Consider the following 23,305-nt stretch of genomic DNA (forward strand, 5'->3'; position numbering starts at 1 on the left):
GCACAGGCCCGGTCAGGATGACCGGGCCTGCTGTTTTAGACGCCGATGCGGTCGCGCAGCGTGTAGTAAGCCGCGCCGATGGCGGTGAACGGGATCTGCAGATTGCGCCCGCCGAAGAACGGCAGGTGCGGCAGCTTGGCGAAGGCGTCGAAGCGTTCGGCGTCGCCGCGCATCAGCTCGGCGATCAGCTTGCCCGCCAGATGGGTGCAGGTCACGCCGTGGCCGCTGTAACCTTGCATGTAGTACACGTTATTCTCCAGCCGGCCGAACTGCGGCATGCGCGACAGCGTCAGCAGGAAGTTGCCGGTCCAGCGATAGTCGATACGCACCCCTTTCAGCTGCGGGAAGGTCTTCAGCAGCTTAGGCCGGATCAGGTTGTCGATGTCGTCCGGATCGCGCGCGCCGTACACCACGCCACCGCCGTACAGCAGGCGATGATCGGCGGTGATGCGGTAGTAATCCAACAGGTAGTTACAGTCTTCCACGCAGTAGTTCTGCGGGATCAGCGCCTGCGCTATCTCCGGTGCCAGCGGCTCGGTGGTCACCACCTGAGTGCCGCACGGCATGCTGCGCTTCGCCAGCCGCGGTTCCAGCTTATCGCCCAGATAGGCGTTGCCGGCGACGATGACGAAGCGCGCCTTCACCTGGCCGTTGGCGGTGCTGATGAGCGCCGGTTCGCCGTGGCGGATGTTCGTCACCGCCGATTGTTCGAAGATGCGCCCTCCCTGCAGGCGAATCGCCTCGGCTTCACCCAGCGCCAGGTTGAGCGGATGGATGTGGCCGCCGCTGTGATCGAGCAGTGCGCCGACGTAGCGATCGCTGGCGACCTCCTGGCGTACCCGATCCGCATCGAGCAGCTCGAGTTGGGTATTGCCGTAGCGCTCCCAGTTGCGCTTTTGTTCGATCAGCGTATGGAACTGTTTGTTGTTCAGTGCGGCGAAGATGCCGCCGGGGCGGTAGTCGCAGTCGATGGCGTAGCGGCTGATGCGGCTACGGATGATCTCCGCGCCTTCAAACATCATGCTGCCGAGCAAGCGGGCGCTTTCCGCGCCGTAGCGCTCTTCAATCACATCGATGTCGCGGCTGTAAGAGTTGACCAACTGGCCGCCATTGCGGCCGCTGGCGCCGTATCCGATGCGCGCCGCTTCCAGCAGCACCACGTTGTAACCGGCTTCCACCAGAAACAGTGCGGAGGAGAGGCCGGTATAGCCGCCGCCGATCACGCAGACGTCGCATTCGATCGATTCATTCAGTTGCGGATAGGGCTGATGGGCGTTGGCCGTGGCCGCATAATAGCTTTTTACGTGTTCAGTCATGATATGAGCCCTTATTCCAGCGAGATCCAGGTGGTTTTCAATTCGGTGAACTTGTCCAGCGCGTGCAGCGATTTGTCGCGGCCGTTGCCGCTCTGTTTATAGCCGCCGAACGGCACGGTCATGTCGCCGTCGTTGTAGTTGTTGACGAACACCGTACCGGCTTTCAGTTGGCGCGCCATGCGGTGCGCGCGCGCCAGATCGCGGGTCCAGACCGCGGCGCCGAGGCCGTAGTCGCTGTCGTTGGCCAGCTGCAGCGCCTGTTGCTCGTCGTCGAATGTAGTCACCGCCAGTACCGGGCCGAAGATTTCATCGCGCGCTACGCTCATGGCGTTGTTCACTTGGGTGAGGATGGTCGGCCCCAGATAGCCGGCATGGTCGCCCTGCGGATGGTGGCGCCCGTCGAGGAACAGCGCGGCGCCCTGGTTCAGCCCCTGCTCGATATAACCGGCCACTTTCTCGCAGTGGCCGCTGTCGATCAACGTGCCCATCACCGTGGCGGGATCGAGCGGATCGCCGGGAACGAAGGCCGCCGCGTGTTTGCGCAGCGCCTGCAGGAACGCTTGCTGAATGCTCGCCTCCACCAGCAGGCGAGTGCCGGCGATGCACACCTGCCCCTGATTATAAAAGATGCCGGCGGCGGCGCTGCGGGCGGCCTGATCCAGATCCGGGCAATCGGCGAAGACGATGTTGGCGCTCTTGCCGCCGGCTTCCAGCCAGACGCGTTTCATGTTCGATTCACCGGCGTAGATCATCAGCTGTTTTGCCACCGGCGTGGAGCCGGTAAAGGTGAGGGCGTCGACGTCGCGGTGCAGCGCCAGCGCCTTGCCCGCGTCGTGGCCATAGCCGGGCACCACGTTCAGCACGCCGTCCGGCAGCCCGGCCCGCTGCGCCAGTTTGCCGAGCAGGATGGCGCTCAGCGGCGATTTCTCGGAGGGTTTGAGCACCACGCTGTTGCCGGCGGCCAGCGCCGGGCCAAGTTTCCAGCAGGCCAGCAGCAGCGGGAAGTTCCAGGGCACGATGGCGCCGACCACGCCGATCGGTTCGCGCTCGATCAGCGCCAGCGCATCGCGGCCGGTGGGGGCGATTTCACCGTAGACCTTATCGATCGCTTCGGCGTACCAGCGGATGCAGCGAATGGCGCCCGGCACGTCGTCGCGCAGGCTGTGGCGAATCGGTTTGCCGGTGTCCAGCGTTTCCAGCAGCGCCAGCTCTTCGTGATGCTGTTCCATCAGCTCGGCGAAGCGCAGCAGCGTGGCTTTGCGCTGCGCCGGCGCGGCCTGCGCCCAATCGCCGCGTTCAAAAGCGGTGCGTGCCGCGCTGACCGCCCGATCGATGTCGGCGGCTTCGCCGCACGCGACCTGTGCCAGCTCACGGCGACCGGCGGGATCTTCCACGGCGAAACTTTTCCCCGCGGCGGCCGGCTGGTAGCGGCCGTCGATAAACAGCTGGTGCTCAATCTTCAGGGCCTGCGCCCGTTGTTGCCAATACTGCAAATGGTGAAAGTTCATGCCTGGCTCCGTTGATCAGAATGTCGTCGGCGTATGGGCGCTGATAATCCGGCAAATGCGCGCCGACGTGTTGCTGAAACTGTGGGGGATGCCGGTGTTGATGGCGTAGCTCTGCCCGGCCAGCAGGTGATAGCTCTGGCCGTTGACCTGCAGCACCACTTCGCCTTCCAGCAGCGTGCCGATCTCTTCCCCCTGGTGTTTGATGCGCTCGCCGGTGGTGGTGCCCGGCTCGTAGGTCTCAATCATCATCGCCAGCGTGCGGTTCGGGTCGCCATTGTGGATCAGCTTCATCGAAACGCCCTGGCTGCCGATTTCGATCAGATCGTCACTGCCGATTACGATCTGCGGCTCCGTCGGCTTTTCCGGCTCGGCGAAAAACGCCGACAGCGACAGACCGTACACCGTCAGCAATTTTTGCAGCGTGCTGATGGCCGGGCTGACCTTGTCCTGCTCGATAGTACTGATGGCGCTGTGGGTTAACCCAGACAGTTCGGCGACCCGGCGCTGCGACAACCCCAATTGTTGACGGATCTGCGACAGACGTTTTCCCGGTGCCAAGCTGACGTCGCTCATGGGCGTTTTTCCTTTTGATAGTTCCGACAGGCGGTGATGAAACCATCAAACAACAGGCGCGACAGGGCGTACTCGTCGCTGTTCCACTCCGGGTGCCACTGCACGCCGAGCGCGAAGGGCTGATCGCGCACGCTGATCGCCTCCACCAGCCCGTCGGCGGCGTGCGCCTCGATGCGAACGCTCGCGCCCAGGGTTTTGGCGCCCTGGCCGTGCAGCGAGTTCACCCAGAATCTGTTGCAATCCGGTATCAGTTGCGAAAGTAGCCCCCCTTCCTGAACGATGACTTCGTGGGCGGGGGCGTATTGCTGTTCCAGCGGCAGGTCGTGATCTTCACGATGCTCCAGCAGCTCGGGCAGTTCGTACAGGCGGCGATGCAGGGTGCCTTGGGTGGCGACCACCATCTCCTGCATGCCGCGGCAAATGGCGAAAAGGGGAATGCGCCTGTCGAACGCCTGGCGGATCAGCGCCAGGCTCAACGCGTCTCGGCCAGGATCGGCGTCAGGCTCATCGCCGTTTTCACCATAAAGGTGCGGCTGCACATTGCTGGGGCTGCCCGGCAGCAAAATGCCGTCGAGGCGCGGCAGCAGTTCCGCCAGCATTTCCGGCTCCGCCAGCGCGTGCGGCAGGGCGATCGGCAAGCCGCCGGCGGTGATAACGGCATTCAGGTACTTTTCTTGCAAGGTCTGTGTGAGGTGCCCGTTTAACCTATACCTGCACATGACGACGCCGATGACTGGTCTGTTAAATATATTGTCCATGCTATCCCCTTGGTACGTTCGAAATTATGAACGATAAGCTTCTCTACCGCCGATTTCGTTCAATATTCTATAAATCTAGCAGTCGATTGGCCAATATTCAAACCAAAAGTAACACTTGCAAAACAAATTTGTTTCATCTACGTTTCATTTGTGGGCATTATATTGAACAAGACGGTCAATAAACATCGACGACAGCAAAACACAAACGGCGGGTGAACCATGCAGACCAACATCGTAGAAGTGGAAAACTTTGTTCAGCACAGTGAAGAGAGACGAAGTAGTGCGTTCCAGCGCGAAGTGAAGAAGTACCTGGAACGTTATCCGTTAACCCAACATGTCGACGTGCTGTTGACCGATCTGAACGGCAGCTTCCGCGGCAAACGCATTCCGGTCGGCGGCCTGCTCAAACTGGAGAAAGGCTGCTATTTCCCGGCCTCGGTGTTTGCGATGGACATTCTCGGCAACGTGGTGGAAGAGGGGGGATTAGGGCAGGAATTGGGCGAACCGGATCACGTCTGCGTGCCGGTACCGGGCACGCTGACGCCGTCGGCGGCGGATCCGCAGTATATCGCACAGGTGCTGCTCACCATGCTGGATGAAGATGGCACTCCCTTTGACGTTGAACCGCGCAATGTGCTGAACCGTGTGTGGCAGCGTTTGCGTCAGCGCGGGCTATCCCCCGTGGTAGCGGTAGAGTTGGAGTTCTATCTCATCGATCGTCAACGCGATGCGGAGGGGTATCTGCAGCCGCCGTGCGCGCCGGGCACCCAGGAGCGTAATACCCAAAGCCAGGTGTACTCCGTCGATAACCTGAACCACTTCGCCGACGTGCTGAGCGAGATCGACGAGCTGGCGCGTTTGCAGGGCATTCCGGCGGACGGCGCGGTGGCGGAAGCGTCGCCGGGGCAGTTCGAGGTCAACCTGCATCATACCGACGACGTGCTGCAGGCCTGCGATCATGCGCTGGCGTTGAAGCGGCTGGTGCGCATGGTGGCCGAGAACCACAACATGCAGGCCACCTTTATGGCCAAGCCATATGAGGAGCACGCCGGCAGCGGCATGCATGTGCACATCAGCATGCTGGACGCGCAAGGCAACAACGTGTTCGCCGACGACGACGGTGAGGATTCGGCGCTGCTGAAACAGGCGCTGGCCGGCATGATCGCCCTGATGCCGTCCTCGATGGCATTGTTGGCGCCGAACGTCAACGCCTACCGCCGCTTCCAGCCCGGCATGTATGTACCGACCCAGGCCTCCTGGGGGCATAACAACCGCACCGTGGCGCTGCGCATTCCCTGCGGCGATCGCGACAACCACCGCGTGGAGTATCGCGTGGCGGGGGCCGATGCCAACCCTTATCTGGTGATGGCGACCATTCTGGCCGGCATCGTCTATGGTCTGGAAACCGCGCTGCCGTTGCCTGAACCGGTGACCGGCAACGGTTTGGAACAGGACGGGCTGCCGTTCCCGATCCGCCAGAGCGACGCGCTGTACGAGTTCGAACATCAGCCGGTGCTCAATGCGCTACTGGGCGAACGCTTTAGCCATGTCTATCTGGCCTGCAAAACCGATGAGCTGGTGCAGTTCGAGCGCCTGATCACCGAAACCGAAATCGAGTGGATGCTGAAAAACGCCTGATCCCGCTCACCCTGCGACTACCGCGCGCGTCCGGCGCATTTCACTGGCTCTCCTGTGGCCGGTGAGGCTGCGCGCAGCGGTACAGAATTTCTTCTATCACGGCGTACAGGACGCCGACGAGGAAATAACCATGACTCAGCCATCCCCATGCGCAGGCGTTTGCCTGTGCCGCAGCGCCTACGGGCCGGCCGCCGGCCGCCCGGCAGCGACCCCGAATCGTTTGTCCCGCCGCCTGAGCAGCAGTTTCCCCGCGGCCTCTCTGAATGACGTTGCACGGTTGACAGCAGAGGACCAAGAGGGGAAACGCCATGACGATTAAAGCCATCGACGGTGGCCTGGCGGGCAAACCGCAGCTGCGCAAATCCCTCAAGCTGTGGCAGGTGGTGATGATGGGCCTGGCCTATCTGACGCCGATGACGGTGTTCGACACCTTCGGTATCGTCTCCGGCCTCACCGACGGCCATGTGCCGACCTCCTACCTGCTGGCGCTGGCCGGCGTGCTGTTCACCGCCATCAGCTACGGCAAACTGGTGCGCCAGTTTCCCACCGCCGGTTCCGCCTACACCTATGCGCAGAAGGCGATCAACCCGCACGTCGGTTTTCTGGTGGGGTGGTCGTCGTTGCTTGATTATCTGTTCCTGCCGATGATCAACACGCTGTTGGCGAAGATTTACCTGACCGCGCTGTTCCCGGAAGTGCCGCCCTGGGTGTGGGTGGTAGGCTTCGTTGTCCTGATTACCGCCATCAACCTCAAGAGCGTCAATTTGGTGGCCAACTTCAATACCCTGTTCGTACTGGCGCAGGTGGCGATCATTCTGGTGTTCATCTATCTGGTGGTGCGCGGTCTGCACAACGGCGAGGGGATGGGCACGGTGTGGAGCCTGCGGCCGTTCCTCAGCGAGAATGCGCACCTGCTGCCGATCATCACCGGCGCCACCATTCTGTGCTTCTCGTTCCTCGGTTTTGACGCGGTCACCACGTTGTGCGAAGAGACGCCCGACGCCGCCAAGGTGATCCCGCGCGCCATCTTCCTGACCGCGCTGTACGGCGGGGTGATCTTTATCAGCGTGTCGTTCTTCATTCAGCTGTTTTTCCCGTCCATTCAACGCTTCCACCAGCCCGACGCCGCGCTGCCGGAGATCGCACTGTACGTCGGCGGCAAGCTGTTCCAGTCGATTTTCCTCTGCGTGACCTTTATCAATACGCTGGCCTCCGGCCTGGCGTCGCACGCCAGCGTTTCGCGCCTGCTGTACGTAATGGGGCGCGACAACGTGTTCCCGGAGAAATTCTTTGGTTACATCCACCCTAAGTGGCGCACGCCGGCGCTGAACGTGCTGATGGTCGGGCTGGTGGCGTTGTCGGCGCTGTCGTTCGATCTGGTGACCGCCACGGCGCTGATCAACTTCGGCGCGCTGGTGGCCTTTACCTTCGTCAACCTGTCGGTGATCAGCCACTTCTTTATCCGCGAAGGGCGCAATAAAAGCTGGAAGGATCGCTTCAACTTCCTGTTCCTGCCGCTGGTGGGCGCGCTGACGGTGGGCGTGCTGTGGCTGAACCTGGAGAAGAGTTCGCTGACCATGGGGCTTATTTGGGCAACGCTGGGCTTCGGCTATTTGGCCTGGCTGACCCGGCGTTTTCGCCAGCCGCCACCGCAGCTCGAGCGGCAGCCGCAGCAATAAATCCATCAGGCGGGAGTTTCCCGCCTTTCTTTTTGGCGCGTGCGACAGTAGAGTGAAAAACCTGATAAAAAATAACCCATTGGACCTGCCTTATGCCCGCTTTGCCCTCGCGCACCCGCGCCACGCTGTTCGGTTTGTTGGCCATTGTGCTGTGGAGCAGCGTCGTCGGCCTGATCCGCAGCGTCAGCGAAGGGCTGGGGCCAATCGGCGGCGCGGCGATGATCTACAGCGTCAGCGCGGCCTTTCTGCTGGTAGCGCTCGGCGTGCCAAAATGGCGCAGCTTTCCACGGCCTTATCTCATCATCGGCAGCCTGCTGTTCGTCAGCTATGAAATTTGTCTGTCGCTGTCGCTCGGCTATGCCAATACCCGCCTGCAGGCGATAGAAGTGGGTATGATCAACTACCTGTGGCCCTGTTTCACCGTGCTGATGGCGTTGGCGATCAACGGGCAAAAGGCCAAATGGTGGCTGCTGCCGGGGCTGCTGTTGTCGCTGTTCGGCATCGGCTGGATCATGAGCGGCGAGGGCGGCTGGTCGCCGGCGCAGATGCTGGCCAACGTGCGCAGTAACCCGCTGAGCTACGCGCTGGCATTCAGCGGCGCGGTGATCTGGGCGCTGTACTGCAACCTGACCAAGAAGATCGCCCAGGGCAGCAACGGCGTGGTGGTGTTCATCGTGTTGACCGCGCTGGCGCTGTGGCTGAAGTATGCCTTCAGCGCGGAAAGCGGCATGCAGTTCAGCGCCGGCGTGACCGTGACGCTGCTGTGCGCCGGGGTGGCGATGGGAGCGGGGTACGCCGCCTGGAACGTCGGCATTCTGCACGGCAACATGACGTTGCTGGCCACCGTCTCTTATTTTACCCCGGTGCTGTCGGCGGTGTTCGCCGCGCTGGTGTTGCACACCTCGCTGACCGTCAATTTCTGGCAAGGCGTGGCGATGGTCACCCTCGGCTCGCTGATCTGTTGGCGGGCAACCCGTGGAAATTAACGGAAATTATCCGCCGGTGCCGCAATGTTGAACTAGAATTTAACTAGCAATGCTGCCTGAAGGAACGACGACGATGAGAAGCGACATTCAATTTATTCAGCAACCCGACATCGACGCGCATCACTATGAGCGCGGCGATACCGTGCGCCTGACCACGGCGAATCTGCGGCATGAGTATCAGCTCGACGTGTATATTTTGCGCCGCGACGACAAGCTGATTTACGGTTCGGTCGTTGCGGCGGCGCCTAAGACCGACATTCCGGTCGCCAGCTGGGAAGTCAAAAACGGTGAAGAGGTGGCGTTCCGCCAGGAAAACATCGCCAAAGCGGTGCCGGCGGTGAACTGATCTCAGTCATCGCGCCGCAGCGTTTTACTGAGAAACATCTTTCGATAGTCCGCCGGCGTCACGCCCAGCCGGCGGATAAACGCCCGCCGCATCAGTTCCGCACTGGAAAAACCGCAATGCGCCGCCACCTGTTTCGGCGCCAATGCCCCTTGTTCCAACAACCTGCGTGCTTCGGCGAGGCGGGCTTCTTCGAGCCATTTGGCGGGAGAGATGCCGACCTCGCTGCCGAACAGTCTGCTGAAATGGCGCGGCGTGACGCCGGCGCGGGCTGCCAGGCTGGCGACGTTGTGCGGTAACCCGATATTGTCGATTGCCCAGCGTTGCACTTCCTGCAGCATCGAGCGTCCGGCCAGGGTCGCCTGTTCCCGATAGCTGAATTGCATCTGCCCGCCGGGACGACGGAAAAACATCACCAGTTGGGCAGCGACCCGTTGCGCGATCTCACGCCCCAAATCGTCCTCCACCATCATCAACGCCAGGTCCAGGCCTGAGGTGACGCCGGCGGCGGTTTGCAGACGCCCGTCGCGCACGTAAATGGCGTCTTTATCCACCGTGACCTGGGGGTAGCGCCGGCGTAGCCGATCGGCCACCGCCCAGTGGGTGGTAATTTGCCGGCCATCCAGCAGGCCGGCTTCTGCCAGCAGAAAAGCGCCGCTGCACACCGAACCGTAACGGCGGGTGCGCGGCACCACCCGACGCAGCCAATCCAGCGTGCGCGTTTCGCTTTCGCCGTCGGCGATGCCCGGCGCGCCGGCGACCAGCAGCGTATCGAGCGCCTGTTCACGCCATTGGGTGATGGCGAGATCCGGCACGAGCTTGACGCCGGATGAGGACACGATCGGCGCCAGCGTCTTTCCCACCACCTGCAGACGATAGGCGGCATAACCGGCCTGCAGATTGGCCTCGGCGAAGACATCCAGCGGGCCGGAAACGTCCAGCAGCTGCACCTGCGGCACGGCGAGAATAGCGATGGTTTTACTCATGGCATACGGCATCCCGAAGGGTGGGGGATGTCCTTAATCGTTATTTAATGATGATTGAGGACGTGGAGTGTAGCGCTTAATCTGAGCGGGTTCCAGACAACGGGAGAAACGAACCATGAGTTTAACCATCAACGGCATCACCGTGCCGGACAGCGCGATGGCGCGTCAGGCGACCGAGTTGGTGCGCGACACCGAATCCGAGCTGCTGTTTCACCACTCCAGCCGGGTGTATTACTGGGCGGCGCTGGCGGGGCAGCAGCGCAAGCTGGCCTACGATCCTGAGCTGCTGTACGTCGGCTGCCTGTTCCACGATTTGGGACTGACGCACGATCACTGCAGCTGCGACAAGCGTTTCGAAGTGGACGGCGCCGATGCGGCGGCCGAGTTTCTGCGCGGACACGGCGTCAGCCGTCAGGAGATCGATCTGGTATGGACGGCGATCGCGCTGCACACCACGCCGGGGATCCCGCAATACATGCATCCGCTGATCGCGCTGGTGACCGCCGGGGTGGAAATGGATGTACTGGGGATCAACTATCAGGCCTATGACGCGGCGCTGCGTGAGCAAGTCGTGGGGCTGCATCCGCGCGGGGAAAGCTTCAAAGAGGCGATCATTCAGGCGTTTTACGACGGCATCCGGCAGAAACCGGACAGCACCTTCGGCAACGTCAAGGCGGACGTGCTGGCGGACAAGGATCCGAACTTTGTGCGGGGCAATTTCTGCAGCGTGATCCGTCGTTCGATGTGGCCTGCCTGAGCGGCGGCCGCCCCCCTCGCCGGCGAGTCATCGCCGGCATTTTCCGCCTCGATCACCGTATTCCCCCTCTGTTGCTGATTGATGACATTTGGCACAAAAACTGCGCTAAAACTCGCCGGGCATGACAAAAATCACAGCGAATGTGAATTTGCATGAAACATAATTTGACAAATGTGAACGCAATCGATTACCTATTCGCGAAATGCGTAACTGGATCACAGATTATTACAGTAAGTGGTTTCTATAATGCGCGCGTCACCCGAGTTTGTTTATGAAGGCAACGCCAGGTGTCGGCAGACTCATTGTCATCTTTTCTAAACGGGCAGGAAATGGCCCTTTAAGCATGTGGTAATAAAATGAAAAAAATAGCTCTCGCAGCAGGTGTACTGCTCGCAGCGTCTTACAGTGCATCATCAATGGCTGATAGCAAAGACAGTCAATATGTCTCCGACTGGTGGCACCAGAGCGTCAACGTGGTGGGCAGCTACCACACCCGCTTCGGGCCGCAACTGAACAACGACGTGTATCTCGAATACGAAGCCTTCGCTAAGAAAGACTGGTTCGATTTCTACGGTTACGTTGATGTGCCGAAGTTCTTCGGCGTGGGCAACACCCCGGATCGCGGCATCTGGGACAAAGGTTCCCCGCTGTTTATGGAGATCGAACCGCGCTTCTCCATCGACAAACTGACCGGCACCGATCTGAGCTTCGGGCCGTTCAAAGAGTGGTACTTCGCCAACAACTACATCTATGATCTGGGCCACAACGCCGACGGCCGCCAGAACACCTGGTACATGGGTCTGGGCACCGATATCGACACCGGCCTGCCGATGAGCCTGTCGATGAACATCTATGCCAAATACCAGTGGGAAAACTACCAGGCCGCCAACGAGAACAGCTGGGACGGCTATCGCTTCAAGGTGAAATACTTCGTGCCGCTGACTCAGGTATGGGGCGGCAACCTGAGCTACATCGGCTTCACCAACTTCGACTTCGGCTCCGATCTGGGCAAGGACAGCGGGACTGCTCTCAACGGCAAGCAGGTGCGCACCGGCAACTCGATCGCCTCCAGCCATATTTTGGCGCTGAACTACGATCACTGGCACTATTCTTTCGTGGCGCGTTACTTCCATAACGGCGGCCAATGGCAGGATGGCGCGGACATTAACCTGCCGCAGGGTCCGATCAAGTCTACCGGCTGGGGTTACTACCTGGTGGTCGGCTATAACTTCTGATTTTCCGTGTAATCAGAAACAGAAAACCCCGCTTCGGCGGGGTTTTTTTTCGTCATCACTGGGCTTGTTCAACCGGGAGGTGCCTCACCGGCATAAACAGCCTGCCTTTGATCACGTGACATTCATTATTTATCCAACTAATGATTTGTTCACGGCTGACGCCTTCCGACTGCGCATAACGATGAAGATCGCCGTTAAAATGCTGAGTGATGTATTCCATGAGGGTCATTTGCACGTCTTTTGCTCCTGAACGCCCGCCCGTTGCCAGCTCGGCCACTGCGGGAGGTTGAGGTTTCTCAGACAGCGAATGTAAATTATCGGCAACCAAATCTCAACATAAAGCACCATATTGGCGCGGTGACGGCAGGAAAAAAGAATCCCGCACGGAGGGGCGGGAAGTGTTCGCTATTATCATTGTGGATGATAAAAATAAGATTTGAGGCGCGACGAAAAAGAGCATGCTAACTCTTTTTTGTTACCGTTCCACGCTAGCGGAAGGCTTATTTTTCTTCAAGAAAAATCTGATGTCGGTTTCGGATTTTTCGAGGCGTTTTGCGTTGAAACAACATTTTGGCGCGCGCGCCGAAAACCCGCGCCGTTATCTCGGAGTTTTCCTTATACTTCGTAGTGAGAAGGCCAACTATAGTAAACAGAATCATCCAGGCAGGAATCTCATTAAATGAATAAACGTCTTACGGCGCTGACGGCGTTGGCACTGATTGCTTCGTTGGGGCTATCGTCTGCTCCGGCCCTGGCCGATAAGGGCGGCAATGGTAACGGCAACGGTCATGGCAACGGCGGCAATGGCAATAACGGGAATCATGGCAATAATGGCAACCACGGTAACAAAGGCAATAAAGGGCAATACGATAACGGCGTCTATCGTCATGACGATAATCTGATCACCGTCAGCCTTTCGCGCGATCGCGCCCGTTCGCTGGCGCGCAACTATGGGCTGATCGGCTACCGTTCGTTGCCGCCGGGCATCGCCAAGAATCTGGCGCGCGGCAAACCGCTACCGCCGGGCATTGCCAAAAAAGTGGTGCCGTACTCGATGCTGCGCGAGTTGCCGCAGTATTCAGGGTATGAGTGGCGCATCGCCGGTGACGATCTGGTGTTGGTGGCGCTTAGCACCGCGATTGTCGCCTCCGTGATCAATGGCGTGTTCAACTAAGAGCGGCTCGTGCGATCGGGCCTCGCTGCGGCGGGGCCTTTTTATTTGCCTGTGCGAGGCTGACGTGGTGAAATCTGCGTCTTACGTTTTTACTGCATAAGGGAACCGTCATGTTCAGGGCGTTGCTGATAGCCTGTTGTTTGACCAGCTTTCCTGCGTTGGCGGGCGGCGCCACCGCTATCGGCGAGTTGGTGAACCAACGGCTGTCGCTGATGAAAGACGTTGCCGGTGATAAAGCGCAGCGGCATCTGCCGATCGAGGATTTGGCGCAGGAGGCCAAAGTGTTGGCCAGCGCGCAGGCGGAGGCGGAGCGTTTGGGGTTGGAGCCGGACTCGGTGCGGCCCTTTATCGCCGCGCAGATGGACGCTGCCAAGGCGATCCAGTATCGCTACCGCGCCGACTGGTTGGCGAGTCCGGAAAGCGGCTGGCAGCCGCGCCCATTGGCGCAGGTGCGTCCGCAGATCGCGCAGCTGAGCAGCCTGATATTGCAGCGGCTGGCGGAGCGCCTGCGCGCCGGCCCGCTCAGCGAAGCGGATCGGACCGCGTTTATGGCGCCGGTGGATCAAGTGAACCTCAGCGCCGCCGACAAGCGGCGGCTGGCGGATGCGCTGTTGGCGGTCAAGGCCGGCAGCGCACGCTGAGCATCAATCGTGGCCGGCGGTGCTGCGGCGGAAGGTCAGCATCCGGCTGCGGTTGGCGATAAGATCCACGTTGTAACCGCGAAAATAGAGGCAAAAGCGTTTCAACCACGGGCCGTCCTGACATTCCACCAACATGCGACCCTGGCCCAGCGGGCTGAGCGTGCCGGTTTGCGCTGCCGGGCCGACGCCGATATGCACCCGGTCGCCGCGAATCTCAAAGGCAGTGCGATAGTGTGGGTGGTACCACAGCCCCTGTACATGCTTCAGGCAGTCGCCATTGGCCGTGACCGGCAGGAAACGGCGAGCCACGTGCCCAATCTCACCCTCGACCGCTTCGCCGGTCCACTTCAGCCTGATTGGCATATGGGCGGATAGCGATACCGCATACCCGTCCTCGCCCTGATATAGCGGTTCATTGCTGCCCAGATAGGCCAGGTTGCCGTCTTTGACCTCTAACCAATGCGGCTCCGCCACCGTGGCGTAGAGGCCGTCGGGGATCGCCGTGCTGCGCTGCGGCAGCGGTTCGCCCAGCAGCGTCGCCATCACCTGCAAGGCCATGCCGAAGCTGTCGCAGTCTTCGCGGTTAGCCACCAGCGCAACGCCGGCCTGGCGGTCGGGCGCCAGCAGAAAATAGGTTTTGTAACCGGCATGGGAACCGCCGTGGCCCAGCAAGCGGCGGCGGCCCAGCGGCGTTTGCGCCAGCCCCAGTCCATAGGCGCTGAGCTGACCCTGATTGAGGCGGCGCGGGGCGCTGAGCTGCGTCAGCACACCCTGGCCGGGGCCCTCGTCGGCCAGCAGCGCCTGCAGCCAGCGGGTTAGGGCGTTGGCGCTGCCGGTCAGGCTGCCGGAAGCGGAAAGGTGCAGACCGGCGCTGCCCTGTTGCCAGCCCTGCGGCGCGCGCCAGTAGCCCGGTGCCAGCCCCGGTATGACGTCGAACCAGCTTTCCGGCGCCCGCATCTCCACCTGCAGCGGCTGGGCGATGTGCTGTTGCACCAACCGATCGAAATCATATCCTTTGCTGCGTAGCGCGGCTTCCAGCAGCCGATAGCCGGTATTGCTGTAGGCGATCTCGCTGCCGGCCTCATAGTTCAATCGTTCCAGCCCCTCGACAAACTGCATGACCGGTTGCGCCTCGCTGACGGCGTGCAGCGATATGCCGAGCAAGCCGAGCGTCTCGCGCACGTCGGGCAGACCGCCGGTCATGTCCAGTGCCTGGCCGACGGTGACGTCCGCCAACGCCGGCTGCAGAGCGGGCAGCAGTTCACCCAGATGCTGATCCAGACGGATGGCGCGATCGGTGGCGTTCAGCGCCAGCGCGGCGAAGATGTGCTTGGTGATCGAGGCGTAGCGCACCACGCTGTCGGCGGTGAAGGGGGTATTTTGCGCCAGATCGGCCAGGCCGGCGCAGGCGGTGGCGCGGAGTTGTTCGGCGTCAAACAGGGTAATGGCGCCGCCGGGTTCGCCATGCCGTTGCCAGCCGGCCAGCAGTTGTTCGGCGACGGCGCCGGCAGCGCGCCAGTTCAACGGTGTTACAGACATAGGGCCTCCAGAGTGAGTGTTCTAAACGGGCCGGTTCGGCCACGCGTCGCCCTGCGTTGACAATGAACGCGGGCTTTTCGGCTGATTGTGGCGCAGTGCGTCATTCGCGGGCCGCTGTTTTGTGCGCTGTTTAGACCAGTTAGCGGAGATTCACGCGAAACTTTGATGCAGAACGCAGATTGCCGTTAAGGCAGGAGGAAAACAGGCGCCTCAGGGCGCCTGTAAAGGGGGGCGTTAACGCAGTTTGGCGGCGCCGTCCAGCAGGCTTTCAATCATCTGCTTGAGCAGGCGCTGCAGCGAGGCGGCGCGCTGCGGCTCGAATGCGTAAGGATACTGTTCGGACATGTAGTTCGCCTGCGCCAGTTCAAGCTGGATCGCATGCTGTTGCTGCTGCGGCTGACCGTAGGCGCGGGTGATGTAACCCCCCTTGAAGCGGCCGTTCAGCACGTGGCTGTACTGCTGTTGCTGCTCGCAGCAGGCCACCAGCCGATCGCTCAGCGCCGGGGCGCAGCTTTCGCCGCCGTTGGTGCCGAGGTTGAGATCCGGCAGCGTGCCGTCGAACAGCCGCGGGATCACCGAGGCGATGGAGTGCGCGTCGAACAGCAGCGCATAGCCATGCCGCGCTTTGAGGCGCGCCAGTTCGTCCTGTAGCTGCTGATGATAAGGTTGCCAAATCTGCTGCAGATAGCCGGCACGTTCGCCGTCCGTCGGTTCCTTGCCCGGCAGGAAGCTTGGGCGGCCGTCGAACAGCACGTCGGGGTACAGGCCGGTGGTGGCGGTGGTGTACAGCGGCTTGTCGTCCGCCGGGCGGTTCAGATCGATGACAAAGCGCGAATAGTTGCCGACCAGCACGCTGGCGCCCATCGTCCGGGCGAAGTCATACAGCTGCGGAATGTGCCAGTCGGTATCGGGCTGCGGGCGAGCGTCGTCGGTCAACCCGGCCTCGACCGCCGGCGTTAGTTGCGTGCCGGCGTGCGGAATGCTGATCAGCAGCGGCAGGCTGCCGCTCTGGAAGCTAAAAGGATCGCGAATGGTCATTGACGTACTTCTCCTCGGAAAATCACCGTACAGGGCAGCTGACCGCCCAACCAATAAGCCAGTTCCGCCGGCCGCGACAGCGGCCAGTGAACGAAGTCCGCCACTTTGCCGGTTTCCAGCGTACCGTGGCTGTGTTGCAGCCCCAACGCTTTGGCGGCGTGAGTGGTGACGCCCGCCAGCGCTTCTTCCGGCGTCAGGCGGAACAGCGTGCAGGCCATGTTGATCATCAGGCGCAGCGACAGCGCCGGCGACGTGCCGGGGTTGGCGTCGCTGGCGATCGCCATCGCCACGTTGTGCTTGCGGAACAGTTCCACCGGCGGGCACTGGGTTTCGCGCAGCAGGTAATAGGCGCCGGGCAGCAGCACCGCCACGGTGCCGGCGTCGCCCATGGCGCGGGCATCTTGTTCGGTGGCGTATTCGAGATGGTCGGCGGAAAGCGCGTGGTGGCGCGCCGCCAGCGCGCTGCCGCCAAGGGCGGAAAGCTGCTCGGCGTGCAGTTTGACCGGTAGACCGGCGGCTTCGGCGGCGGCGAAGACCCGCTCCACCTGCGCCGGGGAGAACGCCAGATGCTCACAGAAGGCATCAACCGCATCCGCCAGGCCGGCGGCGGCGGCCTGCGGGATGATGGTGTCGCAGACCAGACTGATGTAGTCGTCGGCGCGGTTGGCGTATTCCGGCGGCAGCGCATGGGCCGCCAGGCAGGTGGTTTTCACTTCGACCGGCAACTGCTCGCCCAGCTTGCGCGCCACCCGCAGCATTTTCAGTTCGCTCTCCGGGCTGAGGCCGTAACCGGATTTGATCTCCACGCAGGTGACACCTTCCGCCAGCAGGGGCCGCAGGCGGAACAGCGCCTGCTCCAGCAGCCGCGTTTCGTCGGCCTCGCGGGTGGCTTTCACGGTGGAGATGATGCCGCCGCCCTGTGCGGCGATCTCGGCGTAGCTCACGCCGTTCAGCCGCTGTTCGAACTCGCCGCTGCGGTTGCCGCCGAACACCAGGTGCGTGTGGCAGTCAACAAAGCCGGGGGTGATGATGCCGCCGTCGAATTTCACCGTTTCGTCTGCGATCAGGCCGGGCGGCAGCGCCGCATGTTCGCCAATCCAGACGATCTTGCCGTCGCGCACGGCGATCGCGCCGTCGGTCAGGGTGTGATATTTGCCGTCGCGCATGGTGACGATATCGGCGCCGTGCCACAGGCTGTCACAGTGAATCTCAGACGTCATTGCTTTCCTCCGCCGGAGCCGCAGCTCCCACATGGTTGTATATACAATTAAAGCCAACCTAACGCATTCACCGGGATGTCACAAGAGGCGGGCGAGAATTTGTTATCAGGATGTGATCGACAGCGGAGATGCGGGCACAGGGGCGCGCCCGCCGGTAATCAGACTTCGCTGGTGAAGCGGCCGAACAGCTGGTATCGGCTGCCGGGGTATAGCAGGCGGGCGGAGGTCACCACGGTTTTGCCGGACCAGGTGCGGCGGTGGATCAGCAGGCCGGGTTCGTGGTCCTCCAGCTGCAGCAGCTCGCGTTCGCGCCGGGTAGGAAGCACCGCTTCGACGATGTGTTCGCCGGCGGTCAGCGGCGCGGCCTGCGTCAGATAGGTATAGGGCGTGACGCGGTCGAAATCCTGCTTCAGGTAATCCGGCGCCACCAGTGGATTGACGCAGCGGTCTTCCACCTGCACCGGCACGTCGTTTTCGTAATGCACGATCTGCGAATAGAACAGCCGTTGGCCGGGCTGAATGCCCAGCGCCGTCGCCTCTTCCTCGCTGGCCGGGCGGGCCTTCAGCTCGAGGATCTTGCTGCTGTGGCGATGACCGCGCGCGGCGATCTCGTCGGCGATATTGTGCACTTCCAGCAATGCGGTATGCGCCTTGGCTTCGGCGACGAAGGTGCCGACGCCCTGCATGCGGATCAAAAATCCTTCGCTGGTCAGCTCGCGCAGCGCGCGGTTGATGGTCATGCGGCTGACGCCCAGTTCCGCCACCAGTTCACTTTCGGAGGGCACGCGCTGATGCGGTTGCCAATGCCCCGCACGAATTTGAGTTACGATCGCCTGTTTGACCCGTTGGTAGATCGGGGCGGGGGCATCGCTCATTGCAGCAGCCAGTTGTAACACGGTCTGTTGTTCAGCCACGACGTTAACCTCGTCAAATAAAAAAATAATAACACCAGTTTACTGTTGATGTCGGCGTATGTATATGTATATACAACTAGAGGCCGCCGCGCCAGAAACTTGCCGGCGACCGCCAAAAAATTCTTGGATGCGCGCCATCGCCGCGCATTATTCGCCGTTACATCAACTGTGGAATATTGCCATGCCTGCTTATTTTGCCCCACGCGCTTTGCTCCCTGAGGGCTGGGCGCATAACGTCCGGCTGGACGTCGATGCGCAAGGTTATCTGACTCAAGTTACCGCCAACGCCGAACCGCAAGGCTGCACCCGGCTGCACGGCGACGCGGTGCCGGGCATGCCGAACCTGCATTCCCACGCTTTCCAGCGCGCGATGGCCGGGTTGGCGGAAGTGGCGGGCAACCCGCAGGACAGCTTCTGGACCTGGCGCGATTTGATGTATCGCCTGGTGCAGCGCCTGACGCCGGAGCAGGTGGAAGTGGTCGCTCGTCAACTGTATATCGAAATGCTCAAGGGCGGATATACCCAGGTGGCCGAATTCCACTACCTGCACCATGACGCCGACGGCAAACCCTACGCCGATCGCGGTGAAATGACCGGCCGCCTCAGCGAGGCTGCGCACCAGGCCGGCATCGGCATGACGATGCTTCCGGTGCTGTACAGCTACGCCGGTTTCGGCGCGCAGCCGGCGCAGCCGGGGCAGAAACGTTTTATCCAGGATACCGAAAGCTATCTGCACCAGCAGCAGGTGATTGCCCGCCAGCTGGCGGATCGCCCGTTGCAGAATCAGGGGCTGTGCTTCCACTCGCTGCGTGCGGTGGAGCTAGGCCAAATGCAGCAGATTTTGGCCGCGTCGGATCGCACCTTGCCGGTGCATATTCATATCGCCGAGCAGCAAAAAGAGGTGAACGACTGCCTGGCGTGGAGCGGGCAACGCCCGGTGGCCTGGCTGTATGACCATCTGCCGGTGGATCAGCGCTGGTGTCTGGTGCACGCCACCCACCTGGATCGCGATGAGCTGGAGGCGCTGGCGCGCAGCCGCGCGGTGGCCGGCCTGTGCCTGACCACCGAAGCCAACCTCGGCGACGGCATTTTCTCCGGCGACGCTTACCTGCAGCAGCAGGGGCGCTGGGGCATCGGTTCCGACAGTCATGTTTCGCTCAACGTGGTGGAAGAGCTGCGCTGGTTTGAATACGGTCAGCGGCTGCGCGATCAGCGCCGCAATCGCCTGACGACGCCGGAACAGCCGGCGGTGGGCGATGTGCTGTATCAGCAGGCGCTGCAGGGCGGCGCGCAGGCGTGCGGCGCGCCGATCGGGCGGTTGCAGAGCGGTTATCGCGCCGACTGGCTGGTGCTGGACGGCGACGATCCGTATCTGGCGGCGGCACCGGACGCTTCGATCCTCAACCGCTGGCTGTTTGCCGGCGGCAAGGAACAAATCCGCGACGTGTTCGTCGGTGGGCGGCAGGTGATCGAGCAGGGGCGGCACGCGCTGCAGCAGCAGAGCAGCGCCGAGTTCTTGCAGGTGCTGAAAACCTTCCAGCAGGAGGCGTAATGAGCCTGACCCATTTTAGCTTCGCTGCGCTGCCGGTCAGCCCGTGGCGCAACGGCGGCGGGGAAACCCGTGAAATCGTCAGCTGGCCACCGGGCGCGCAGGATTTTGACTGGCGTGCCAGCATCGCCACCATCGCGCAGGATGGGCCGTTTTCCGCCTTTGCGGGCATCGACCGTTCAATCACGCTGCTGGAGGGCGACGGCGTGCGGCTGTTCAGCGCTGGGCGCATCGATCATCAGCTGGCGTGTGTCGGGGAGCCGTTCGCGTTCTCCGGCGACGTGGCGCTGGAGGCGACGTTGTTGGGCGGCGCCAGCCAGGATTTCAACATCATGACGCGCCGCGGCCGGCAGGCCGCCAAGGTGCGGCGCGTTACCGCAGCCACTGCCTTGCCGCCGGGGCATGCCGGCGTGCTGTATGTGCTGAGCGGGGTATGGTCGCTGCCGGGGGGCGGCGAGCTGCGCGCGCGCGAGGGCGTATGGTGGGCGGCGCCGGCGGCGGGCGGTGAAGTGATGCCGTTGACGGCCGACGGCGTTATCTTATGGGCGGATATCACCGCCGGCGGCGAACGGCAATAGGCAATAAGCGGGGGCTTCAGCGCCCCCTGAAAGATTAACGTTCGTTCAGCGATCGCAGATGGTCGTCGCGGCGCAGCGTCATCAGTGCAAACAGGCTGACCACCGAGGTGGCGACCACGTAGTAGGCGGGAATGTCGATATTGCCGGTCTGTTTGATGAGGCCGGTGATAATCAACCCGGCCGAGCCGGAGAACACCGCATTGGACAACGAGTAAGCCAGCCCCAAACCGGTATAGCGCACTCGTGTCGGGAACATCTCCGCCAGCATCGCCGGGCCGGGACCGGCCAGCAGGCCGACCACGGCGCCGGCGATCATCACTGCCAGTCCTTTGGCCCACAGTGAACTCTGCGCATCCTGCAACAGGTGCAGCAGCGGGAAGGTGAACAGGATCACCGCCGCCACTGCCGTCAGCATCACCGTTTTACGCCCCAGCTTGTCGCTGATAATGCCCGCCGGCAGGATGGTCAGGGCGAAGCCGACGTTGGCCAGCACCGTCGCCACCAGCGCCTGCTGGAAGGTGGCGTGCAACGAGGTTTGCAGATAAGAGGGCATCACCACCAGGAAGGTATAGCCGGCGGCCGACCAACCCATCATGCGGCCGATACCGATCAGTATGGTTTTCGCCACGCCGCTCAGCGTCGCTTCCGGCGGCGGGACGGTTTGATCCGCGCTGTGCTGCGCCTGGGTGAACGTAGGCGTTTCCTCGAGCTTGAGCCGTAGCCACAGCGCCACGGCGCCCATCGGCAGCGCCAGCAGGAACGGAATGCGCCAGCCCCAGTCGTGCAGCTGCTGGGTGCTGAGCAGCGCGGCCAGCAGCGCCACCAGCCCGGCGCCGGCCAGCAGGCCGAGCGCGACGGTCAGCGATTGCCAGGCGCCGAACAACCCGCGCTTGCCCTTTGGGGCGAATTCGGTCATCAGCGACACGGCACCGCCGAATTCGCCGCCGGCGAACAGCCCCTGAAACATGCGCAGCAACGTCAGCAGCAGCGGGGCGGCGACGCCGATCGAGGCATAGGTCGGCATGACGCCGATCAGCGCGGTGGCCAGCGTCATCAACAGCAGGACCGCAATCAGCGTCGGGCGACGGCCGATGCGATCGCCGATGCGGCCGAAGATCACCGCGCCGATCGGTCGACAGAAAAACGCCAGCGCGAAGGCGGCGTAGGTGAGGATCAGGCTGGTGATTTCATTTTCGCCCTGCAGGGTGAAAAAATTGGCGGCGATGACGGTGGCCAGAAAACCGTATACCCCGAACTCATACCATTCGATAAAGTTGCCGACCGAGCCGGCCAGCAACGCCTGGCGCGACCGGCGCGCGTCGAGAGTCTGTTGATTCATCCCCGTTCCCATACTTTTGAATTATTGTTCGTCAGTTCTAAATTTATACGACAAAACAATCAATTGATTTCAACGGGAACTGTGAGGCGCGATTCACCAGAGTAACGGTGCCGGCTCGCGGCCGTTTTCAGCGTAGTACAGCGACGGCAGGAATTGCGCCAGATAGCTGAACTCGTTGTAGCAGTGGCGCATCAGGTTAAACCCGACTTCATCCGGCAGCTCGTCGTGGGCGTTGGCGCAGGCCTTGCCCAGCAGGAAACGGCTGCGCAGCACGCAGCCGTAGGGGGTATCGCGTGCCAGATGCAGCATTTCACCGTCGCATGGATCGCCGTTGTCGTCCAGCGGCACCTGCTCGCCGAAGCCGATGCGTGCGCACACGGCGGCGGACAGCGCCTGCGTGTCGCGCGCCTGGCGCAGTGGCTGCGGCGCGAAGAAGTCCTCGGCGGCGTGAAACTTGAGGCGTGCCGGTACCGGCGGCAGCTCCGCCAGCCACTCGACCGCTTCGATGCTGGCGCCGACGTAGCTTTCACCTTTTTTCCAATGGCGGTCCCAACCGCGATGTTCGACGTGATCGTGCGGGTGCCACCAGTTGATGTGCTGGGTGGTCTCGAAGAAGGTGAACCACCAGTCCAGCATACGCCCTTTACAGCCGTGCAGATCGGTACGGATTGCCACAGTCAGCAGGCCGTCGGCGCTGCGGCTCAATCCCATCTCCAGGCGCAGCGGTTCGGGCTTGAGCAACTCATTGATATCGTTGACGCCCCACGGCGCCAGCAGGGAAGGATGTGTCATAATAGGCTCCTTTTTTATTTTGGAAACGTTTTGTGTTTCCAAAATAAGGCTATGCCGGTATGCTGAGTCTGTCAACGTTTGCGAGGAAGAAAGATGACGAACCTGAATGAAGAGCCGCAGCGCGCCCGCGGCCGGCCGGCTACGCCGGAAACGGCGCTGCGCGCAGCGCTGGCGGAGGCGACGCTGGCGCTGTTGCTCGACGGCGGATACGCGGCGGCGACGGTGGATGCGGTGGCGAAACGCGCCGGTGTGGCTAAGAAAACCCTGTATCGCTTCGCCGCCAATCGCGACGAGCTGGTGGCGCAGGCGGTGAGCGGCTGGAGCGAGGCGTTTCAGCCGGCCTTCGCGCAGGATGCCGGGCAACGGGAAGCGGTTGCACCGCTGTTGGAAAAAGGGCTGAACGCTGTGGCGCAGCAGGTGCTGAGCGCGGAGGCAGTGGGGATGTTTCGGCTGCTGCAAAGCGAGTTTCCAGGGCGCGAGGAGCTGCTGGACAGCTACCAGCGCAACGGCATTCAGCGCGGCCGGGCGACGGTGGCGGACTGGCTGCAGCGCCAGCAGCAAGGCGGTTGGCTGCGTGAGCGCGATTGGGTGCAAACCAGCGACCTGCTGTTGGCGATGACCATTGCCGAACCGTTGCGGCAGATGACGCTGGGGTTGCTGCCGCCGGGCAGCGCGATCGACGAACGCATCACGGCGGCGGTGGCGTTGGTGATACCGGGTTTGATGGGTGACTCGCGCGCAT

Annotated in this window: 23 protein-coding genes; 11 read left to right on the plus strand and 12 right to left on the minus strand. The window is 62.0% G+C overall.

Going from position 1 to position 23,305, the window contains the following annotated elements; all coding sequences use genetic code 11:
* Positions 1–35: 35 nt before the first annotated feature.
* From BHU62_RS20240 to puuD, 4 genes are read right to left on the minus strand one after another with little or no spacing between them, the layout of a single operon-like run.
* Positions 36–1,316 (minus strand): NAD(P)/FAD-dependent oxidoreductase, encoded by a 1,281-nt coding sequence (locus tag BHU62_RS20240; protein WP_073533982.1) that lies wholly within the window; start codon positions 1,314–1,316, stop codon positions 36–38.
* A gap of 11 nt (positions 1,317–1,327) precedes the next feature.
* Positions 1,328–2,824 carry an aldehyde dehydrogenase PuuC gene (puuC, locus tag BHU62_RS20245; RefSeq protein ID WP_073533983.1) on the minus strand — a complete coding sequence of 499 codons (1,497 nt, stop codon included), beginning with the start codon at positions 2,822–2,824 and terminating at the stop codon, positions 1,328–1,330.
* Between the two features lie 15 nt (positions 2,825–2,839).
* Positions 2,840–3,397 carry an HTH-type transcriptional regulator PuuR gene (gene puuR, locus BHU62_RS20250; protein ID WP_049288046.1) on the minus strand — a complete coding sequence of 186 codons (558 nt, stop codon included), beginning with the start codon at positions 3,395–3,397 and terminating at the stop codon, positions 2,840–2,842.
* Positions 3,394–4,155, minus strand: a complete 762-nt coding sequence (gene puuD / locus BHU62_RS20255) for a gamma-glutamyl-gamma-aminobutyrate hydrolase (protein WP_025302552.1) — start codon at positions 4,153–4,155, stop codon at positions 3,394–3,396. Before puuD ends, puuR begins: the two co-directional genes overlap by 4 nt.
* Positions 4,156–4,374: 219 nt before the next feature.
* Between puuD and BHU62_RS20260 the strand changes: the two genes are divergently transcribed.
* The 4 genes from BHU62_RS20260 (at position 4,375) to BHU62_RS20280 (ending at position 8,804) form a co-directional block, all read left to right on the plus strand.
* On the plus strand, positions 4,375–5,793 hold the full coding sequence (locus BHU62_RS20260) for a glutamine synthetase family protein (protein ID WP_073533984.1): 1,419 nt from the start codon (positions 4,375–4,377) through the stop codon (positions 5,791–5,793).
* 308 nt (positions 5,794–6,101) lie between these two features.
* Complete coding sequence (locus BHU62_RS20270; RefSeq protein WP_073533985.1) at positions 6,102–7,472, plus strand: APC family permease; 1,371 nt, start codon at positions 6,102–6,104, stop codon at positions 7,470–7,472.
* A gap of 92 nt (positions 7,473–7,564) precedes the next feature.
* The gene (yddG, locus tag BHU62_RS20275; protein WP_073533986.1) at positions 7,565–8,458 is read left to right on the plus strand and encodes an aromatic amino acid DMT transporter YddG; all 894 of its coding nucleotides are present in this window, start codon (positions 7,565–7,567) and stop codon (positions 8,456–8,458) included.
* Between the two features lie 73 nt (positions 8,459–8,531).
* Positions 8,532–8,804 carry a hypothetical protein gene (locus BHU62_RS20280; RefSeq protein ID WP_025160263.1) on the plus strand — a complete coding sequence of 91 codons (273 nt, stop codon included), beginning with the start codon at positions 8,532–8,534 and terminating at the stop codon, positions 8,802–8,804.
* A gap of 2 nt (positions 8,805–8,806) precedes the next feature.
* Here the strand turns inward: BHU62_RS20280 and BHU62_RS20285 are convergent, their stop codons facing one another.
* Positions 8,807–9,787 carry a GlxA family transcriptional regulator gene (locus tag BHU62_RS20285; protein ID WP_088776073.1) on the minus strand — a complete coding sequence of 327 codons (981 nt, stop codon included), beginning with the start codon at positions 9,785–9,787 and terminating at the stop codon, positions 8,807–8,809.
* Between the two features lie 115 nt (positions 9,788–9,902).
* Here BHU62_RS20285 and BHU62_RS20290 point away from each other — a divergent pair, with 115 nt between their 5' ends.
* Both BHU62_RS20290 and BHU62_RS20295 read left to right on the plus strand, forming a co-directional pair.
* Entirely contained in the window at positions 9,903–10,544 is a 642-nt protein-coding gene (locus tag BHU62_RS20290) for an HD domain-containing protein (protein WP_073533988.1), read from the plus strand.
* A 356-nt stretch (positions 10,545–10,900) separates the two neighbouring features.
* Positions 10,901–11,779 carry a nucleoside-specific channel-forming protein Tsx gene (locus BHU62_RS20295; RefSeq protein WP_073533989.1) on the plus strand — a complete coding sequence of 293 codons (879 nt, stop codon included), beginning with the start codon at positions 10,901–10,903 and terminating at the stop codon, positions 11,777–11,779.
* 55 nt (positions 11,780–11,834) lie between these two features.
* Here BHU62_RS20295 and BHU62_RS20300 read toward each other — a convergent pair whose 3' ends face one another.
* Positions 11,835–12,014, minus strand: a complete 180-nt coding sequence (locus BHU62_RS20300; RefSeq protein ID WP_073533990.1) for a hypothetical protein — start codon at positions 12,012–12,014, stop codon at positions 11,835–11,837.
* Between the two features lie 444 nt (positions 12,015–12,458).
* Between BHU62_RS20300 and BHU62_RS20305 the strand changes: the two genes are divergently transcribed.
* Together BHU62_RS20305 and BHU62_RS20310 are read left to right on the plus strand one after the other, a co-directional pair.
* Positions 12,459–12,953 (plus strand): anti-virulence regulator CigR family protein, encoded by a 495-nt coding sequence (locus BHU62_RS20305; RefSeq protein ID WP_073533991.1) that lies wholly within the window; start codon positions 12,459–12,461, stop codon positions 12,951–12,953.
* Positions 12,954–13,045: 92 nt separating this feature from the next.
* Positions 13,046–13,594, plus strand: coding sequence for a chorismate mutase (locus tag BHU62_RS20310; protein WP_265341107.1), 549 nt, complete (start codon positions 13,046–13,048; stop codon positions 13,592–13,594).
* Positions 13,595–13,597: 3 nt separating this feature from the next.
* Here BHU62_RS20310 and BHU62_RS20315 read toward each other — a convergent pair whose 3' ends face one another.
* The 4 genes from BHU62_RS20315 to hutC all read right to left on the minus strand — a co-directional run bounded on the left by BHU62_RS20315 (position 13,598) and on the right by hutC (position 18,305).
* On the minus strand, positions 13,598–15,133 hold the full coding sequence (locus BHU62_RS20315) for a serine hydrolase domain-containing protein (protein WP_073533995.1): 1,536 nt from the start codon (positions 15,131–15,133) through the stop codon (positions 13,598–13,600).
* Positions 15,134–15,367: 234 nt separating this feature from the next.
* Positions 15,368–16,171, minus strand: a complete 804-nt coding sequence (hutG, locus tag BHU62_RS20320; protein ID WP_073533998.1) for an N-formylglutamate deformylase — start codon at positions 16,169–16,171, stop codon at positions 15,368–15,370.
* Positions 16,168–17,391: an imidazolonepropionase gene (gene hutI, locus BHU62_RS20325; protein ID WP_073534001.1), complete on the minus strand. Its 1,224-nt coding sequence runs from the start codon at positions 17,389–17,391 to the stop codon at positions 16,168–16,170. The genes hutG and hutI overlap by 4 nt, the downstream gene beginning before the upstream one ends.
* A gap of 158 nt (positions 17,392–17,549) precedes the next feature.
* On the minus strand, positions 17,550–18,305 hold the full coding sequence (hutC, locus tag BHU62_RS20330; RefSeq protein WP_073534003.1) for a histidine utilization repressor: 756 nt from the start codon (positions 18,303–18,305) through the stop codon (positions 17,550–17,552).
* Between the two features lie 181 nt (positions 18,306–18,486).
* Between hutC and BHU62_RS20335 the strand changes: the two genes are divergently transcribed.
* Entirely contained in the window at positions 18,487–19,857 is a 1,371-nt protein-coding gene (locus BHU62_RS20335; protein WP_073534012.1) for a formimidoylglutamate deiminase, read from the plus strand.
* Entirely contained in the window at positions 19,857–20,432 is a 576-nt protein-coding gene (locus BHU62_RS20340) for a HutD family protein (protein ID WP_073534004.1), read from the plus strand. Before BHU62_RS20335 ends, BHU62_RS20340 begins: the two co-directional genes overlap by 1 nt.
* Before the next feature lie 34 nt (positions 20,433–20,466).
* On the opposite strand, the gene BHU62_RS20345 is transcribed toward BHU62_RS20340, so the two are convergent.
* Positions 20,467–21,771: an MFS transporter gene (locus BHU62_RS20345; RefSeq protein WP_073534005.1), complete on the minus strand. Its 1,305-nt coding sequence runs from the start codon at positions 21,769–21,771 to the stop codon at positions 20,467–20,469.
* 93 nt (positions 21,772–21,864) lie between these two features.
* A complete protein-coding gene (locus BHU62_RS20350; RefSeq protein ID WP_073534006.1) occupies positions 21,865–22,563 on the minus strand; it encodes a DAPG hydrolase family protein in 699 nt (232 codons plus the stop codon).
* A gap of 93 nt (positions 22,564–22,656) precedes the next feature.
* On the opposite strand from BHU62_RS20350, the gene BHU62_RS20355 reads away from it, so the two are divergent.
* Positions 22,657–23,305: TetR/AcrR family transcriptional regulator (locus tag BHU62_RS20355; protein WP_073534007.1), on the plus strand; the 649-nt coding region annotated here is incomplete at its 3' end.

The organism is Serratia marcescens, from assembly GCF_001902635.1.
Lineage (GTDB): Bacteria > Pseudomonadota > Gammaproteobacteria > Enterobacterales > Enterobacteriaceae > Serratia > Serratia marcescens_F.

Coding starts and splice junctions, on each gene's coding strand:
- BHU62_RS20280 (WP_025160263.1), top strand. CDS start 8,532: ATGAGAAGCGACATTCAATTTATTCAGCAACCCGACATCGACGCGCAT.
- puuR (WP_049288046.1), bottom strand. CDS start 3,397: ATGAGCGACGTCAGCTTGGCACCGGGAAAACGTCTGTCGCAGATCCGT.
- BHU62_RS20340 (WP_073534004.1), top strand. CDS start 19,857: ATGAGCCTGACCCATTTTAGCTTCGCTGCGCTGCCGGTCAGCCCGTGG.
- yddG (WP_073533986.1), top strand. CDS start 7,565: ATGCCCGCTTTGCCCTCGCGCACCCGCGCCACGCTGTTCGGTTTGTTG.
- BHU62_RS20345 (WP_073534005.1), bottom strand. CDS start 21,771: ATGAATCAACAGACTCTCGACGCGCGCCGGTCGCGCCAGGCGTTGCTG.
- BHU62_RS20260 (WP_073533984.1), top strand. CDS start 4,375: ATGCAGACCAACATCGTAGAAGTGGAAAACTTTGTTCAGCACAGTGAA.
- BHU62_RS20295 (WP_073533989.1), top strand. CDS start 10,901: ATGAAAAAAATAGCTCTCGCAGCAGGTGTACTGCTCGCAGCGTCTTAC.
- BHU62_RS20270 (WP_073533985.1), top strand. CDS start 6,102: ATGACGATTAAAGCCATCGACGGTGGCCTGGCGGGCAAACCGCAGCTG.
- puuD (WP_025302552.1), bottom strand. CDS start 4,155: ATGGACAATATATTTAACAGACCAGTCATCGGCGTCGTCATGTGCAGG.
- BHU62_RS20335 (WP_073534012.1), top strand. CDS start 18,487: ATGCCTGCTTATTTTGCCCCACGCGCTTTGCTCCCTGAGGGCTGGGCG.
- hutI (WP_073534001.1), bottom strand. CDS start 17,391: ATGACGTCTGAGATTCACTGTGACAGCCTGTGGCACGGCGCCGATATC.
- BHU62_RS20290 (WP_073533988.1), top strand. CDS start 9,903: ATGAGTTTAACCATCAACGGCATCACCGTGCCGGACAGCGCGATGGCG.
- BHU62_RS20285 (WP_088776073.1), bottom strand. CDS start 9,787: ATGAGTAAAACCATCGCTATTCTCGCCGTGCCGCAGGTGCAGCTGCTG.
- BHU62_RS20305 (WP_073533991.1), top strand. CDS start 12,459: ATGAATAAACGTCTTACGGCGCTGACGGCGTTGGCACTGATTGCTTCG.
- BHU62_RS20315 (WP_073533995.1), bottom strand. CDS start 15,133: ATGTCTGTAACACCGTTGAACTGGCGCGCTGCCGGCGCCGTCGCCGAA.
- BHU62_RS20350 (WP_073534006.1), bottom strand. CDS start 22,563: ATGACACATCCTTCCCTGCTGGCGCCGTGGGGCGTCAACGATATCAAT.
- BHU62_RS20240 (WP_073533982.1), bottom strand. CDS start 1,316: ATGACTGAACACGTAAAAAGCTATTATGCGGCCACGGCCAACGCCCAT.
- puuC (WP_073533983.1), bottom strand. CDS start 2,824: ATGAACTTTCACCATTTGCAGTATTGGCAACAACGGGCGCAGGCCCTG.
- hutG (WP_073533998.1), bottom strand. CDS start 16,171: ATGACCATTCGCGATCCTTTTAGCTTCCAGAGCGGCAGCCTGCCGCTG.